Annotated in this window: 9 protein-coding genes; 2 read left to right on the forward strand and 7 right to left on the reverse strand. The window is 56.5% G+C overall.

Translation table 11 applies throughout. The features are described 5' to 3' along the window. Positions 1 to 247: 247 nt before the first annotated feature. The 4 genes from PT279_RS02975 to PT279_RS02990 all read right to left on the reverse strand — a co-directional run bounded on the left by PT279_RS02975 (position 248) and on the right by PT279_RS02990 (position 9,159). Positions 248 to 4,306 (reverse strand): ATP-binding cassette domain-containing protein, encoded by a 4,059-nt coding sequence (locus tag PT279_RS02975; protein ID WP_277165316.1) that lies wholly within the window; start codon positions 4,304 to 4,306, stop codon positions 248 to 250. 214 nt (positions 4,307 to 4,520) lie between these two features. Continuing rightward, positions 4,521 to 5,597 carry a LacI family DNA-binding transcriptional regulator gene (locus tag PT279_RS02980; RefSeq protein ID WP_277165318.1) on the reverse strand — a complete coding sequence of 359 codons (1,077 nt, stop codon included), beginning with the start codon at positions 5,595 to 5,597 and terminating at the stop codon, positions 4,521 to 4,523. A gap of 329 nt (positions 5,598 to 5,926) precedes the next feature. Beyond that, positions 5,927 to 7,444, reverse strand: coding sequence for an L-arabinose isomerase (gene araA, locus PT279_RS02985; RefSeq protein ID WP_277165908.1), 1,518 nt, complete (start codon positions 7,442 to 7,444; stop codon positions 5,927 to 5,929). Positions 7,445 to 7,524: 80 nt separating this feature from the next. Continuing rightward, positions 7,525 to 9,159 (reverse strand): FGGY-family carbohydrate kinase, encoded by a 1,635-nt coding sequence (locus tag PT279_RS02990; RefSeq protein ID WP_277165320.1) that lies wholly within the window; start codon positions 9,157 to 9,159, stop codon positions 7,525 to 7,527. Positions 9,160 to 9,868: 709 nt separating this feature from the next. Between PT279_RS02990 and PT279_RS02995 the strand changes: the two genes are divergently transcribed. Then, positions 9,869 to 10,294 carry a hypothetical protein gene (locus tag PT279_RS02995; protein WP_277165322.1) on the forward strand — a complete coding sequence of 142 codons (426 nt, stop codon included), beginning with the start codon at positions 9,869 to 9,871 and terminating at the stop codon, positions 10,292 to 10,294. 112 nt (positions 10,295 to 10,406) lie between these two features. Then, on the forward strand, positions 10,407 to 11,393 hold the full coding sequence (locus PT279_RS03000) for a DNA-binding response regulator (RefSeq protein WP_277165324.1): 987 nt from the start codon (positions 10,407 to 10,409) through the stop codon (positions 11,391 to 11,393). Between the two features lie 55 nt (positions 11,394 to 11,448). On the opposite strand, the gene PT279_RS03005 is transcribed toward PT279_RS03000, so the two are convergent. The 3 genes from PT279_RS03005 to pepN all read right to left on the reverse strand — a co-directional run bounded on the left by PT279_RS03005 (position 11,449) and on the right by pepN (position 16,468). Then, positions 11,449 to 12,183: a peptide deformylase gene (locus PT279_RS03005; RefSeq protein WP_277165326.1), complete on the reverse strand. Its 735-nt coding sequence runs from the start codon at positions 12,181 to 12,183 to the stop codon at positions 11,449 to 11,451. Continuing rightward, positions 12,183 to 13,571 (reverse strand): phosphoglucosamine mutase, encoded by a 1,389-nt coding sequence (glmM, locus tag PT279_RS03010; RefSeq protein WP_277165328.1) that lies wholly within the window; start codon positions 13,569 to 13,571, stop codon positions 12,183 to 12,185. The genes PT279_RS03005 and glmM overlap by 1 nt, the downstream gene beginning before the upstream one ends. 284 nt (positions 13,572 to 13,855) lie before the next feature. Next, positions 13,856 to 16,468, reverse strand: a complete 2,613-nt coding sequence (pepN, locus tag PT279_RS03015) for an aminopeptidase N (RefSeq protein WP_277165330.1) — start codon at positions 16,466 to 16,468, stop codon at positions 13,856 to 13,858. Positions 16,469 to 16,524: the final 56 nt, after the last annotated feature.

Here is a 16,524-nt window from a genome sequence, read left to right on the forward strand (position 1 = left end):
GCACTCGCTCCTTTTATCATCAACCGATAACCAACATTACTAGGCGACCATGTCCATTCATTCATAGATAATGAACGGTTTTCAGCATCTGCAAACATCCATACCCAAAACAATCACCGATGGACGCTCAATGACCTGTTTCCAGCATCCGCAATCGTCCATGCAAGAAAACAGTCACGAAGAGCCTTCACCCAGCGGTTTCCCATAACCGATAAACAAGGAACCGACGAAATCAAGCCCCACGAACCTAGAGAGCGATCACGCGATCGGCAATCTGCATCGTGGAAGCACGATGGGAAACCAATACGATGGAGACGGGACGCTCGTTGGCCAGCGTGTTGATGGAATGAAGGATCACGGACTCGTTCAAGGCGTCGACACGGCTCGTAGGCTCGTCGAAAAGCACCAGAGATGCGCCGGTCAGGAAAATCCTGGCAAGGCTGATGCGCTGGCGTTCACCTTCGGAAAGTCTGGAGCCGAGCTCGCCCACCTGGGTGTTCAGGCCATCCGGCAATGCTTCGATAACCGTGTCGATCGAGGCGCGTTGAAGTGCCTGATGCATGTCGGAATCCTTGGCATGCGGGTCGGCGACCAGAAGATTGTCACGAATAGTACCATCGAACAAGTAGGTTTCCTGGTCCATCATCGTCTCGACGCGGCGGCGGTAATGCGCTTCGACCTTCGGCAATGGTTCGCCGGAGAAATCGACGGAGCCGACCTGGGGGTCCCAATAGCGCATCATCAATTTCAGAATCGTGGATTTGCCGTGTCCCGATGGCCCTTGCACGCCGAGTATTCCTGAATGCAATGTCGTGAAGTTGAAGTCCTTCAACACCAATGCAGAAGCGGGAATCGAAGTGGAGCCGGCCGAAGAAAGCGGATAGCCGAAAGTGACATTCTTAAGCGAGACGGTTTCGAATTTCGGCTTGTCCGTTCCGGTCTCACGCACTGCAGGCTCCTCGTCGAACAAGGCAAACATGCGTCTTGCGGCGGCCAACGGCTGGTTAAGGTTACTGGGCAGCTCGCTTAAGGCAAGGGCGGGTCCGAACGAACTGAAAATGAGCATCACCGCAACCACACACATGGCCATCGAAACGGGATCGGCCTGGACAATGCCGAACATGATCCTGACCGCTATGAACGTGGCGACTACGACCGACACCGCGCCAAGCCCAGAAAACACGCCATCCTTGCGACTTAGCCTGCTTTCAAAAAGCCAGAGGTTCTTGTCTTCGGCGATGATGTCGGTCAGGCGTCGACGGCCTTGGTTGAATCTGATAATCTCGTCCATGCCGTGCATGTCGTCAATAAGCCTGTCACCGAGTTTGGCTGAATCATGCCGAATTCTTGCGCCTATTCCACGCACGTTGCCTTCGTAAAAACGAGGCAAAATGACGCCCACAAAAAGATGGGCTACAATCAGCAGCAGCGCGAACCAAGGATCGAGTGTGAACAGCACGACCGCAAACACCACCGAAGTGGTCAGTGCGATGACCACCGGCGAAATCGCATGGGCGAAGAACGTCTCGAGCAGCTCAACGTCGGAAGTCACCAATGTGGTCAAGTCGCCTTTGCCCCGCCCGGCCAGTTTTGCCGGGGCAAGACGGCGAAGCGCCTGAAAAGCCTTCGACCGGAAGAGCGCGACCACGCGGAAACTCATCTCATGGTTCATGTATTCCTCGGCATAATACATGAAGCTTTTGAGTATTGCACACACCGCCACGGCGACAAGAGCCGAAGCCACATTCACACCCCAGACGGGATGGCCGAATACCGCCATCAGCGCCAATACGCCGAAAACAGGCATGAAGGTTTCGGCGAGACGCTCGATGGTCCCGCACAGGCAGGCGCCGACGATGAACGGGGTCAGACGCCCGATGCATCCCAGCAGCCTCAGCGTCAGACGGAACGTTCCCATTTGATTGTTCGCGTTGTGCGGACGATTGGCGACATCGAGTATCGCTTCGGTTTCATCGCGCCGTGCTTCAGGCTCGTCCGAATGCGTCCCGCTGGTATGCTGGCTACCCGACGTCGATGAAACAGGATTATGCAGACCGGAGGAGGCGAGCCCGGGTTTCTTCGGCGAAGTCTGTTGAGCTGCGGATTTGGGACGTTTCGCGGAATCGACCACGGCTTTCGTCGAAGAGATGCGGGATCGAAGCGCTTCCGTTTTCGCCGAATGGCCGGCGGCGGCCTCAGCGGCCGGCAAATGATGCCCCTGCTTCGCTTCCATTCCGGCTTGATCCGGATCTCGATGTTCAGCTCGATTGCCGAAATCGTCAAAATCGTCCTGCCCCTGATAATCAAGCAAGGCGAAATCGAACGGCTTGCGCGCTCTTGGTTTCGGGGATTTCGGCCTGGCATAGGCACTCCCCCAGCTGTTGCGATGCGAGACATGCTCGATTGATGCCTGAGTTTCGAACATGGTGGCGTAACGGCCTTCAAGCTCCATAAGCTCGTCGTGAGTACCGCTTTCCACCACGCGGCCGCCGTCGAGAACCACGATATTGCTGGCATCCATTGCCTGTGTGAGACGATGGGTGATGACGATGACCGTACGGGTTCTGGCCAGGTCACGGACCGCCACATCGATCAGGGCCTCACTTTCGGCGTCGACGCTGCTCGTGGCTTCGTCGAAGACGTAAATCGGGCTGTCGCGCAGCAATGCCCTGGCAATGGCGAGACGCTGACGCTGCCCGCCCGAAAGATTGCCGGCATCTGGCTCGATACGCATGTCGAGACGCTGGGGCTGCGAATAAACGAAATCATCGATATGGGCGCCTTCGAGGGCGAGCCACATCTCGTTGGCCGTGGCATCGGGCTTGGCCATCAACAGGTTCTCGCGCAAGGAACCGGTAAAGAGATGGCTTCGGGAATCCACCAGTGTGACCGCATCGCACAACGAGCGGTTTTTGAGACTGTGCAGTTCGCAGCTGCCCACGCTTCCCAACACGCGATAACCCAGGCGAATGGATCCTTGGTAATCGTTGCGGGTACCGGCGATCAACGCGCCAACGGTGGATTTGCCCGAACCGCTCACACCGACGATGGCCGTGAAACCGTTCGCACGGGCGGTGAAGCTGACGCCGTCCAAGGCTTTGTGGCCGTTCGAATCGCTATCGTATCCATCGCCAGCCGCATGCTGCGCAGCGGTGCCGTTCTTCGAAGAAGCGCCATTGTCGGACACCTCCGCATCAACCGCGGGCTCGATGGGCTCGTAGGTGTAATCGACATTGCGGAAGGTGACAGAGCAATCCTCCACCCCTTGGGGCAACGCCGCCTGCCCATCCCCGGTCACCGGCGCATCCAGCATCCCATAGATGCGTTTGATCGCCGCCAAGCCGTTCATGGCCGTATCGGAACAGGAGGCAAGCCGGCGCAGCGGAACGAAGAAGCTCATCGAAAGCAGGATGGCCACCAACGCTGCGGGAAGTTTCAGATGCCCGCTCGCCACCTGCCAGACGACGATGGCAATGCCGCCGGCCGTTGCACCATAGGAGAGTAAATCCAAAGCAAGGCGTGAACGAAGTTCAAGGTGAAGGACCTTCATCGAGGTCTTTCGGAAATCCTCCGATTTCTGGTCCATGCGAAGCGCTGCGGCCTCGTCGGCGTCAAAGGTCTTCAACGTTTCGAGCCCTTGGACATTGTCGAGGAACGTGGCGCCCATATCGGTGTACGAGTCCCAATATTTGCCGAAAGTGCGGGAGGTCGCCACCGACACCCACCACACGATGCCGATGAGGATCGGCACACACACCAGAAGCAGGACCGCCGTCGGGGCGTTCAGTGGCAGAATCGCAACGAAAAGCGTCAGCGGGGCAAGGACGGCAAAAATAAGCTGCGGCAGGTAGGTCTCAAAGAAACTCTGTATATGGTCGACACCTTCACCCAGCGATTGCACGACATCCGCGGTTTTCACATGCTCGGAATACGTAGGTCCCAAATCAAGCATCTTGTCATACAAGCGTTCGCGCAACGCGATCTTGACCCGTTCCGAGGCTTCGGTACCAAAGAAATGCGAGGCCCGGACGGCCAGATATTTGATAATCGCCACCACAACCAAGGCAAAGACAAAGGCCGAGTAGCCTTGCGGCACCGCTTGGAAGTCCTTCAACAGCTTCTTGATGATCGATGGCTTGACGTTGTCGTTGGCAGCGGTAAGCACCGGGAAAAGATTGCCGAGAAGTCCCACGGCGATGAACGCGAATCCGATATCCGCCAGCAGAGAGACCCAAAGACTCAGCACTTTCGCGGCAACAAACGCGCCACTGCGGGGAACGAGGGTGAAGAGCCGACGATCGAACATAAAAGCACCTTTCCAGCGGCAATCCATGGTATCCGCATCCATATCAAAGGAAGAATGGTGCATCCCACGGGAATGCCTATTACACAATACTGTAGGCCGAATACGATGCTGTCCCGAAGCGAAATTCATTACAAAAGCACTAAATTTATAGGATTTGCGGCACTATGGAGAGCGCCGCGCCTCATCAATATGAACCGAATATCCATTAAAGCGTTTACGGGCGTGTTGTCTGCCGCACGATGATTTCGGACTTGACCTTCAGCAGCTCCGGGGTCGTAATCGTCCCATTGATTCTACCGATGATTCGTTTTACCGCAGCCGGAGCGGTCCAATCGAGACAAGAGTCCATACTGGTCAACGGCGTATGCAGATATGCGGATTCCTCCATGTTATCGAAACCGATGACCTGCACTTGCCCGGGAACCCTGATGCCCTTGGCCGCCAGCGCCGAAAGCGCCCCGAAGGCCAGTTGATCGTTCAACGCGATGACACCGTCGAACGGCACCCCGGCGTCAATCAACCGACGCATGGCACGGCCGCCTGCACCGATGGTCCAGTCCCCGGCAGTAACCCCGACAAGCGCCGGGTCAAGCTGACGATGATGCCGGTTGCATTCCTCGACGATTCCCCTCAAACGCAACTGGGCATTGCCTTCCGTGGCATTGCGCAGTTTTCCCAGGTTCAACGGTTCGCGTGCCCCGACAACCGCGAGCCGCGAACTTCCGTGTTCCAACATGTATTTGGTCGCCGTCTGCGCGGCGTCAATATCGTCGACGGTCACATGATCCGCACGCCGCCAAGTGGTGCGCGAACCGACGACCACGAGCGGATAATCGACATCAAAATCTTCGGGAGAGATATCTTCAAGCTCGCTCATGGAGAGAATGATCCCGTCGGAAACCGTGGGATTGAAGGAACGCAACACGTCTCGGGCGCATTTTGCCGAACCTTGCGCGTATGTGGTGACATAAACCGAATAACCACATTTATGGGCCTCGTCGATCACGCAATTGGCCAATTGCGCAAGATACGGCGGGGTCAGCGACGGCACCGCAAGGGTGATGAATCCGGTGAGCCCACGGTTGAGATTGCGGGCGGCGACGTTAACCCTGTAGCCCAGGTCGTCGATGACGGCCTTGACCCTTTTCCTTGTCTCGTCGGTCATACGACCTGTGCCGTTGATGACGTTCGAAGCCGTTTTCAGCGATACCCCGGCAACCTCGGCGACACTGCGTAAAGTGACACGCCTATGCTTTTCGTTCATATCATTACGCACTCCGCTATACGACATTGCACGAATCCTTTATTTCGCTTCAATCTACCATCATTCCTCTCGCCTTGTTATCAATATCCCATTTCGTTCAATAATATAGGCGTTTTTATTTGATTTGACCACACTGCTTTCATTCCTTCCGAACCGCTCTGCTTCGTTTTCGACATTGCGTGCATGGCCGCGATAGAGGAACAGGACTTCGCCATTGCCATGCCGAGGAACGTTCAACAACAAATTGGGCACCCCATGGAAATTCCATGAAGTGCCCAACTGACATGCCGGGTTCCGTTCGCCGATCAGCGACAACTCAGCTGCTGCGCCCTGTCATCTCGAACCGGCAGCAGCCTTCAGCAGCGGTTGTCGAGGCGATGATACATCTCGGAAATCTCGAGGTCGCGCTCGAATTCGCGCGGCGTCGTGTTCTCGTCGATGGTCGCCAGTTCGACGCCGGCGATGCGGGCAAAGTCCTCCCAGCCCTCACGGCCAAAGGAAGTGGTCATGCAGGTGTGGTGCGAGCCGCCGGCGCGCAGCCAGCATTCAGCTGCGGTCTTGAGGCTCGGGCGCGGCTTCCAGAGGCCGCGAGCGCACGGCAGCGCTTTCAAGGAGCCTTCAGGCTCGACCACGTCAACCACGTCCATCAGCAGGCGGAAGCGCTCGCGCATGTCGGCCATGGAGATGACCGTTGCGGCCTTGTGCGGGGCGACGGTGAAGACCAAGCGCACCGGATCGGACTTGTTGCCGATGCCGAGCGGATGGATCTCGAGCCTCGGCTTGGCGATGGTGCCGACCGACGGCGAAACCTCGAGCATGTGCGAACCCATGTCCATCTCGTGGCCCGGCACGAAGTTGTAGGAGTAGTCCTCCATGAGGCTCGAGCCGCCCTCAAGTCCGTAACCCATCACGCTGGCGATGCGCACAAGCACCGAGGTCTTCCAGTCACCTTCGGCGGAGAAGCCGTAGCCGTATTCGCTGGGCAGACGCTGGGCACCGACGCCGGGCAGCTGCGGCAGGGTGCCGAGATCCTCGAAGTTGTCGACCGCGGCAGTCGCGCCGTTGTCCTTCATCATGTTGACCATCGCAGCCTCTTCCTTGGCAGCGATGAACAGCTCTTCGTAACGAGAATCCAAGAGCTCCGGGGCCACGTCGTACTTGGCCTTGTAGTCCTCGATGATGCCTTTGACCTGATTATCCTTGACCTTCTCGTAGTAACCGACCAGCTCATTGACGGCCCAGGTGTTGACCTGCGTGCCGAAGACTCGCTCGGCCTCGGTCTTGTCGCCTTCGGTGACGGCCACGTTACGCATGTTGTCGCCCCAGCGCATCACGCGCATGTTCTGCGACTCGTTCCAGCCAGCGCAGGCACGGACCCAAGTGGCGATCTTCTCGGCGACTTCGGGGTCGGTGTAGTGGCCGACGACGATCTTGCGCGGGATGCCGAGACGGGTGACGATGTAACCGAACTCGCGGTCGCCGTGGGCGGACTGGTTCAGGTTCATGAAGTCCATGTCGATGGTGTCCCACGGAATCTCCTTGTGGAACTGGGTGTTGAGCTGCAGCAGCGGCTTGGTGAGTACCTCAAGGCCGCGAATCCACATCTTGGCCGGCGAGAACGTATGCATCCAAGCGATGACGCCGATGCAGCTGGGGTCAGCGCTGGCTTCGGTCATGAATTGCTTCACTCCGTCCGAGGACTTCAGCGTGGGCTTCAGCACGAGCTTCACAGGAATCTTGCCGGTGGCGTTGAGCGCGTCGACGATCTTCGTAGATTGCTCGGCGACCTGACGCAGCGCTTCAGCACCATAGAGATCCTGCGAACCGACGCCGAACCATACGGCCTTGCCTTCAAATGGATTTTCGAATGTCATCATTACTTCCTTTTGTTGTACTTCATTGTTGGGTTGATGGATTTTTCAGCCAAAGATTCTAGATTCGACCAAGTCGCAGTTCAGCTTTCTAGATCGATGGTCTCGATGGCAGCCTTCTCAATCGGCAGAGCCTTCGTGAACCGGGCGAAGAAGTCCTCGAAACCGGCGACGTCCTTCGGATCAGGCTCTTCGGTGGTCGATTGCGCATCGGCGAAGACGCGCTGGTCAAGATACCGATCCAGCGGAGTGTCGTTGTGCCAAAGGTAATCAGCGAGCACGGCCATACCCCAGGCACCGCCTTCCGCCGCCGTCGACATCACCTTGATCGGAGTGTTGAACGCAGCAGCGAGAATCTTCTGAGCCACCTTCGGAGTGGTGAAGATGCCGCCGTGGCCGACCATTGAGTCGACCTTGACATGTTCGTCCTTGGTCATCACGTCCATGCCGATCTTGACAGGTGAGAACGCGCCAAAAAGCTGGGCTCGCATGAAGTTTGCCAAGTTCATATGGCTTTCCGGGCCACGTGCGAAGACCGGACGGCCTTCCTCGAGCCCGGCCAGGAACTCGCCAGAGTAGAAGCAGTAATTAATCAGACCGCCCGCGTTGTCGTCAGCATCCTCGCCGATGGCCGCGCGGAACAACGTGCCGTATAGCGTGCCCGCATCAAGCGGTGTGCCGATGGCTTTGGCGAATTCGCTGAAGACCTTGATCCAGGCGTTCAAGTCGGAGGTGAAATTGTTGGCGTGGCTCATCCCGCACGGGTCTCCGGCAGGGGTCGAGACCAAGTCGACTTCCGGATGCAGACGCTCGAGCGGATGGTCAAGCACGACCGAGGCGAAAATCGAGGTGCCGGCGGAAACGTTGCCGGTACCGACGCGCACGGAATTCGTCGCCACCATGCCGGTGCCGGAATCTCCCTCCGGAGGCGCCAGCGGCGTACCGGGCTGCAAGATTCCGGTCGGATCGAGCAGCTTCGCACCTTCAGCAGTCAAGGTTCCCGCGTCACTTCCGGCGACCAGCGGGGTCGGCAGCAAATCCTCGATTTTCCAAGGTTGCACGGCAACTTCAGGCAGCGCCGAGAATTGTGCGAGCATACGCTTATTCCAACTGTGGGTTTCGGGGTCGATCGGGAACATGCCGGAGGCGTCGTCGATGCCCAGCACTTTTCTGCCGGTGAGCTTCCAGTGCACATAACCGGCGAGCGTGGTGAAGAACGCGACGGAGGGAACATGGTCTTCTTTGTTGAGGATGCACTGGTAGAGATGCGCGATCGACCAGCGCTCGGGAATGTTGTATTGGAAGAGTTCGGAAAGCTTTTCGTGCGCCTCGTGCGTGTTGGAATTGCGCCACGTACGGAACGGGACGAGCAGCTTGCCGCCTTTATCGAAGGCGAGGTAGCCGTGCATCATCGCGGAAAAGCCCATCGTGCCGATCTTGGTGAGTTTCTCGCCGTAAGCGTTCTCCACATCGTAGGCAAGCGCCGCATACGCCGCCTGCAGACCGGACCACACCTCGTCAAGCGAGTAGGTCCACAGTCCGTTTTCAAGGTGGTTCTCCCAGCCGTGGTCGCCTGCGGCAATGGTCGAATAGGTGTCGTCAATTAGCACGGCTTTGATGCGGGTCGACCCGAATTCGATACCCAGCGAGGTCTTCCCCGCACGTATCTTTTCCGCTATCGCCGCCACATGCTCCGTGGTGTCTTTTGCAACTGCCATCGTGATCCAGCTCCTTTACTGTCATAGCGTTGTTATGTTGGAGCGAAACCGGCCGGCACCACCGGCGAAGTCCGGACCTCACCGATTACAACCAGCTATATTCCGCCAGTCTGTAAGCCTTACACCACCATTTTCCTAACTTGGTCCAAGGTAATGTGAGCGCTCACATTTTGCTAAACACAATTTTACACGCAACCGTTACCAAGCGTCACTTTCACGCACAATGCATCAACCCACAAGTCGGCATTGAAGCGATACACGGAGTCCCCACCTATTCAAAATCCATGTGGACAACGCAAGCGAATACGGCTGAACTGTTGATAACTCGCGCACGACACGCCCGAGATGTGGACAACCCGTAGCATCCGACCACAGCGGTCGTTTTTGCCTCGATAAACGTTCCGAATTCACTAAGCTACCAAGAACACGATGAAAGCAATACACAAACTTACTTTTGTCTATATCGGGGTTGTACTTTTAGTCTAGTGAGGGCTTTACAATATGGTTCAAAGGAAATAGCTTATCAAAGCTTTACGCAAAGAAGCCAAAGCTCAGGGAATTCGCATGCGCCAACGGCAAGGAGGAAAACATGAGATTTTCTATCTGGACGATCTTATGATTCCGATACCTCGACACAACGAGCTAGAAAACCCACCGCTCAATTAATCGTCAAAGAAGCATCCGCCAAACTCGGAAAGGACTGGCTCAAATGAGAATCAGAAAGAAAGATTATCTGGGAACAACCGCTGACGGCAAACCGACGAAGCACCAAGATAACTATGACATCACGATTGAAGCCGGTGAAAAATACTGGATATTGACCATTCCCGGCGTCGGAGTAACGCAGGCGCGGACCTTGAGCGAGGTGGACGCCATGGCACAGGACTACATCGAGATCATGACTGGTGACCGAGATTTCGCCATCAAACAGGAAATGAAGTTCCCCGAAGAAGTCGAGGCACACCTTGAAGCCATGAAACGCTATCGGGAGCAGTCGAAAGAAGCGAACACTCTGGCAGCTCAAGAGTCTCGTAAGGCGGCGAAAGGATTGCGACAAGTCGGATTGACGTTACGGCAAATCGGCCAGGCTCTGGGAATTTCATACCAGCGCGCGAGCCAATTGGTCAACGGATGAACCTTGACTTGCACGATATTCACAAAAGTCAAGCTGCAAAGCCAAAAATCCAGAAACCTTGAATTTTGCTCAATAATTATGATATCAGTAATACTTTATCTAATATTGAAATATGGGAATTAATAAACGACCGCAAAGACGCGAACTGAGCATAATCATCATCGAGGATGACCTATTGGCCTTGCGATATGAAACAGAACTTCTGAACCGTCTGCAAAACTACGACGGATTCCATCTGCGGGTATGGGGCACCATCAAACTCGATGCCGGCTTGGAAAAGTGCGCGCATGACCCCCATCCGGCTGATGCCGTTTTCCTGGAACTGTCTCTATTGGACAAGAGCAACCGCAATATCGCCAAAGAAATAAGGCAATTGCGTCCCGACACCATCATCATCGGGATCACCTCCCATTCCGAAAACTACCCTCAATCGATGGCCAAATCGTTGCAGCTGCATTATATTGTCAGCAAAGTCAGCCTGAACAGGAAACTGCCAAAAATCATCGAAGCTATTTACCGCCGGAAAAGGCCTCGCCATGTATCCGCGGCACACGACAAACAATCAAGCCCACCTCCTAACGGCCAAAACAAAGAAACCCATAGCCAACTGCCTCATTCATATGAGACACCGTATTGTCAAGGCGCAACAAAACGCCCAGACAAACCATTGCACGGATCCCTCATTCTAAGCAAAGAAAGGAATGCAACGGCCCTTACTCCACACAGACAAAACAGCATTCCGACGTCTCGGAAAAGGAAACGTTCACAACGAAGTGAAATCTCGTTAAACGACGTCAATCGGGCAAAACATAATAGGAACCTCGGCAGGTCGAAGCCCGTCAACCATGATTTAGCAGCAGATCGGCACCGAATGGAGGCCGTCAACCGAACCAATCTTCCTGCAGTGCCTCTGACACCTATGGAATTGTGCGTCATCAGGTTCACGAGAAAGGGACTGAAGCCCAACCAAATCGCGAAGCAACTCGGCATTTCCGTCAATACGATTTATTCTCATCGCAGCCATATCATGGCCAAATGCCACGCGCAGACTTGGTCCAACGCGATGTTCATATGCCAGCAAGCGAACGGAACAAAGTAGATCAACCGCACTTCCGGCTTCGCTGGTCAGACGGACGATTGATTCGTTCGTGATTTCAGGCGAGTTTGAAGCCAAGCTCTTTGGCGGCAGCGGTAGGCACCGGATCTTCGCACCAGTAGTCCTCGAGATTCTCGTCGGTGGCCAGCGAACGGATTTCAGCTTGATCGATATAGACCTCACCGCTTAAGTGATCCGTCTCGTGCTGGAAAATGCGCGCTGGCCAGCCATGCAGACGTTCTTCGTGCTTGTTGCCATCCTCATCCTGCCAACGAGCGGTGATATCGAGCCAACGGCGACGCACGGCCTGGTAACCCGAGAAACTCAGGCAGCCTTCGTAGAAACTACGTTGCGCGGTGCCGATAGGTTCGTAGGTCGGGTTGATGATGGCATGGAACGGGAACTCCGCGACTTCGCGCGGATCGTCCGCGTCGTCGATAACGCCATCATTTTCGCCGTCATCATCGGAATCACCATTTTGAGCCGATGAATCCTGTCCATCTTGACTAATGACGCGCACATGGTCCTCGACCACGGCGATGCGCAATCCCAAACCGATTTGTGGGGCGGCCAAACCGACGCCCGGAGCCTCCAACATGGTGACACGCATGGCCTCAATCAACTTATTGAGCGTCCGCTTGCTCAGCTGGCCATCATATTCAGCGGTGTCCTGACGCAAGACGGGCTCCCCCATCTGCACGATAGGAAGGATCTTCTCCTTGCCACCAGATTTGATCAGTTGTTCGACGGCATGATTCAATTCGGTATTGACTTTGCTATTGCGTGAGAACATCAAATCGCCAACTCCTGCGCAACGACGGCTGCCAAGCGCTGGCAGACCCCGTCGGCCTGCTGCTGCGTTTCGGCCTCGACCATCACACGGACAAGCGGTTCAGTACCGCTGGGGCGAAGCAGCACGCGGCCGGTGCTGCCAAGCAGCTTCTCCTCGCGCGCCACAGCATCCTGCACCTTGGCATTGGTCGGCGCGGCCTTCTTATCGACTTTGGGAACGTTGATGAGCTGCTGCGGCAGTTGCGGGAAATCGGCAGCCAACTGTTTCAACGATTTGCCGGACTTGACCACTTCGCGGCACAGCGTCAGTGCGGTCAACGTACCGTCTCCGGTGGTAGCGAACTCACGGTTGATGACGTGGCCGGACTGTTCACCACCAATGGAATAGTCGCCCTTGAGCATTTCCTCGAGGACGTAACGGTCGCCGACGTTGGTCTCAACAGTGGAAATGCCCATATCTTTCAGGGCCAGCTTGAGGCCGAGATTGCTCATCACGGTTACCACGAGGGTGTCGTGGTTAAGCTTGCCTTCACGCTTCTTGGCACGCGCGAGGATGCCCATTTCCTGATCACCGTTGACCATATTGCCGTCTTCGTCCACGGCAAGGCAACGGTCGGCGTCGCCATCGAATGCCACGCCCATCGCAGCCCCGGAGGCACGCACCATGGCCTGCAGCTGCTCGGGGTGGGTGGAACCGGCCTTCTTGTTGATGTTGTAGCCATCGGGCGAAGCGTTGATGACCAACACTTCGGCACCCGCGCGACGCAACGCTTCCGGGGCGACCACGGAGGTGGCGCCGTTGGCGCAATCGGCCACGATCTTCAGGCCCTTGAGCGGCTTGGGCTGAGTCTTGTCGGCGGCAATCGGAGCGATGGCCGAAACCAAATGGTCAATATACATATTGGTGGCGGTATTGATGTCGTGGCTGATGCGGCCCACGCCGGCACCGGTCGGACGGTCCCACTCCTGACCCAAAACGGCTTCGATCTCATCTTCCTTTTTGTCCGGTAACTTGAAACCACCGCGCGCGAAGAACTTGATGCCGTTGTCTGGCATGGGGTTGTGCGAAGCGGAAATGACCGCGCCCATTTCGACATTGAGTTCGCTGGTCAGGTAGGCCACGCCGGGGGTCGGGATGATGCCTGCATCGATAACGTCAAAACCGCCGGCGCTCATACCAGCCGCAAGCGCAGAGGCAAGGAAATCGCCGGAAACTCGCGTATCACGGCCGATCAACGCACGCCGACGCCCCTCACGATGCTCTTCCTCGGTTCCGGAGGAATCGCCCAGTACGCGCACCGCCGCATCGCCCAGATCGAGCGCCAGCCTTGCTGTCAAATCCCTGTTCGCCAGTCCGCGAACGCCATCGGTTCCAAACATATTGGGCATAGTGCCACATCCTCCGTTTGCACGAATGTTACTGGAATCAATCTTACTCAGCAGATTCCACGAACACCGCGCCCGCCCCAACACTGCCCGATTTCGTCGCATTTCGTAATCACTGATTATTACTCGAATCGAGCGCGCAAAGGTTGATGAAGCCAGCAATATGCCGTAAACGGCCAACGCCGCTTACAGAAACCGAAACGATCGGCTGCAAGCGGCGCAGAATTCATTGTCGACGTAGTCTCCCTGAACTCTTTAAATCCGGGGAATCGTCAAGTTCACCAACCTTATTTCAGGCTGGCATTGTAGGCGCTGACCTTCAAGGCGCGGCGAGAGGATTCGACGTTGCCGATGACGATATTGCGCAGGGCGCGGGCGGCATCCTTGTGGGACTCCAGCCATTCGTCGCCAAGGTTCACCAGCTCGGCCGGATCGGCGTAGGAAGGATAAAGGTCTTCCAACAGCGTTTCAGCCATGTGGAAGGTGCGGTTTCCCCAGATCCAATCGACATTGTCGTAATACTTTACGGTATACGGTTCGGCGAGTTTGCCGGTGAGGTTCGACGAGAAGCCAAGGGCTGCCGCGGCGAGCTGGGAATTGGTGAGGTTCAGATCGCGGATAGAAGCGTCCCAAGCCCACGCCTTAGCCTCAGTGGTCGGCACGGAGGCACGGGCACCGTAGGCGAACTCACGATTGTCAGTGGTGTCACGGAGCTTGAGTTCCGCATCAATCGCCTCGTCGTCCATCTCGCCGACGGCGGCGAGCGCTTTGACCAGAGCCCAGCGCATGTTGTTGTCGATTTCGAGCCCCTTGAGTTTCAGTGAACCGGAAAGCAGGCCCTTGACGTTCGAGATGAACGGGGCATCGCCGATTTCGCCATAGCCGAGATAGGCGGTGACCAGCTGGAACTGCTCGTCGCTGCCGTCCCTGGCCTCATTAGCCAGGTTCCACAGTCCTTCAGCGACACGCTTGTCGACGGCCTCGCGGCGTGCAGGCGCGACGTAGTGCGTGGCCGTGGTCTTGAGGCAGCTCAACGCATAACGGAACGTGGTGGACTCGTGCTCGGTCGAGAGCATCTTGAGGCTCAGGTCGATGAAACGCTCGGCCGGGAATTCGGCGTCGCGGGTCATGTCCCAGAACGCCAGCCAGACCACGGCACGCGCTAGAGCGTCATCGAATTCGAAAAGATGCTCGGCGGCGAACTCGCGCGACTTGTCGTCGAAACGCAATTTGGTATAGGTCAAGTCGTCGTCGTTGAGCAAGATGAAGTCAGGGCGTTTCTTCCCGGCGGCTTCGGTGACAACGGTGGTCTCTCCGTCGACGTCGAGCTCGATCTGATCGGTGCGTACAACCTTTCCGGTCGCCGCATCGCGGCTGTAGAAGCCGATGGCCATGCGATGAACGCGCAACACAGGATGTTCGGCAGGAGCAGTCTGCGTCAAAGTCAGCGACTTGATGGTGCCATCAGCGTTCTCTTCAACCGAGGCGGCAATGGTGTTGATGCCAGCTTCTTCGAGCCACTGCTTGCTCCAGGTCCTGAGGTCGCGCCCACTCGCCGCTTCCAGCTCGACCAGCAGGTCGTTCAGCGTAGCATTGTCATACTTGTGCTTGTTGAGATAGCTGTTGATGCCCTTGAAGAACTTATCGCGCCCGACATAGGCCACGAGCTGCTTCAAGACGGATCCGCCCTTGGCGTAGGTGATGCCGTCGAAGTTCACTTCGGTGTCGTGCAGATCATTGATCGGCGCGGTGATGGGATGGGTAGTCGGCAACTGGTCCTGCGTCAGGGCCCAGCTCTTCTCGCCGGAGGTGAACGTGGCCCAGGAATCCTTCCATTCCGTGGCCTCGGCAGTCGACAGGGTCGACATGAACTCGGCGAACGATTCGTTCAACCACAAGTCATTCCACCACTTCATCGTCACCAGATCGCCGAACCACATGTGCGCCAGTTCATGGAGCACGGTGACCACGCGGCGTTCGGCCAGCGCGTCAGTGACCTTGGAGCCGAAGACGTAGGAGTCGCGGATGGTGACCATGCCGATGTTTTCCATCGCACCGGCGTTGTATTCCGGTACGTAGATCTGGTCGAACTTGGCGTACGGGTAGGGCACGCCCCAGGTCTTGGCATAGAAGGCGAAGCCCTTCTTGGTGATATCGAAGAGGTATTCAGCGTCCTTGGCGAAGTCGTCTTTGAGTGACTGACGGCAATACTGTGCCATCGGAATGGTGCGGCCGTCCTCGTTCGCGTAAGTGGTGTGCCACTCCGCGTAAGGCCCGGCGCAGATGGCGGTGAGGTACGAGCTCATCTTCGGTGTGGTTTCGAAAACCCAACGCTTGGTAGGCTCGGCCGGGTGCGTGCCCAGCGTTCCTTCGGCGGTCATCGTATCGAGGCTTTCGGTCGACTTGACCGGCATATTGGAGGTGACCAGCCAGGACTGCGGCGCGGTCACTTCGAAATCGAACGTCGCCTTGATATCGGGCTGATCGAAAACGGCATAGACACGGCGGGCGTCCGGCACCTCGAATTGGGAATAAAGATAAACATTGCCGTCGGCAGGGTCGACAGAACGGTGCAGACCTTCACCGGTAGTCGAATACTGGCAGGAGGAAATGACCTTCAGCGTATTGTGTTCCTTCAAAGCCGGCAGCTCAATGCGATTGTCAACGTAATACTTTGCGGGGTCAAGCTTCTCGCCATTGAGCTCGATGTCGCTGACTTCGTCGGCGATGAGATCGGCAAAGCTTGAAGAACCCGCCTTCGCGTCAAAAGTGATGATGGAAACCGACGGGAAATTCTTCGGCCCCTTCGTCAAATCCAAATCAACCTGATAGCTGACCGGCCCGGTGATAACGGACTTGCGCTCTTCGGCTTCGACACGTGTGAGATTCGCTCCTGGCATTTCGCTCCTTTTGGGATACAACCTATGAATGACCCTATGAAATATTACAATCCATA

Origin of the sequence: Bifidobacterium sp. ESL0784 (assembly GCF_029433295.1) — a bacterium.
GTDB lineage: Bacteria > Actinomycetota > Actinomycetes > Actinomycetales > Bifidobacteriaceae > Bifidobacterium.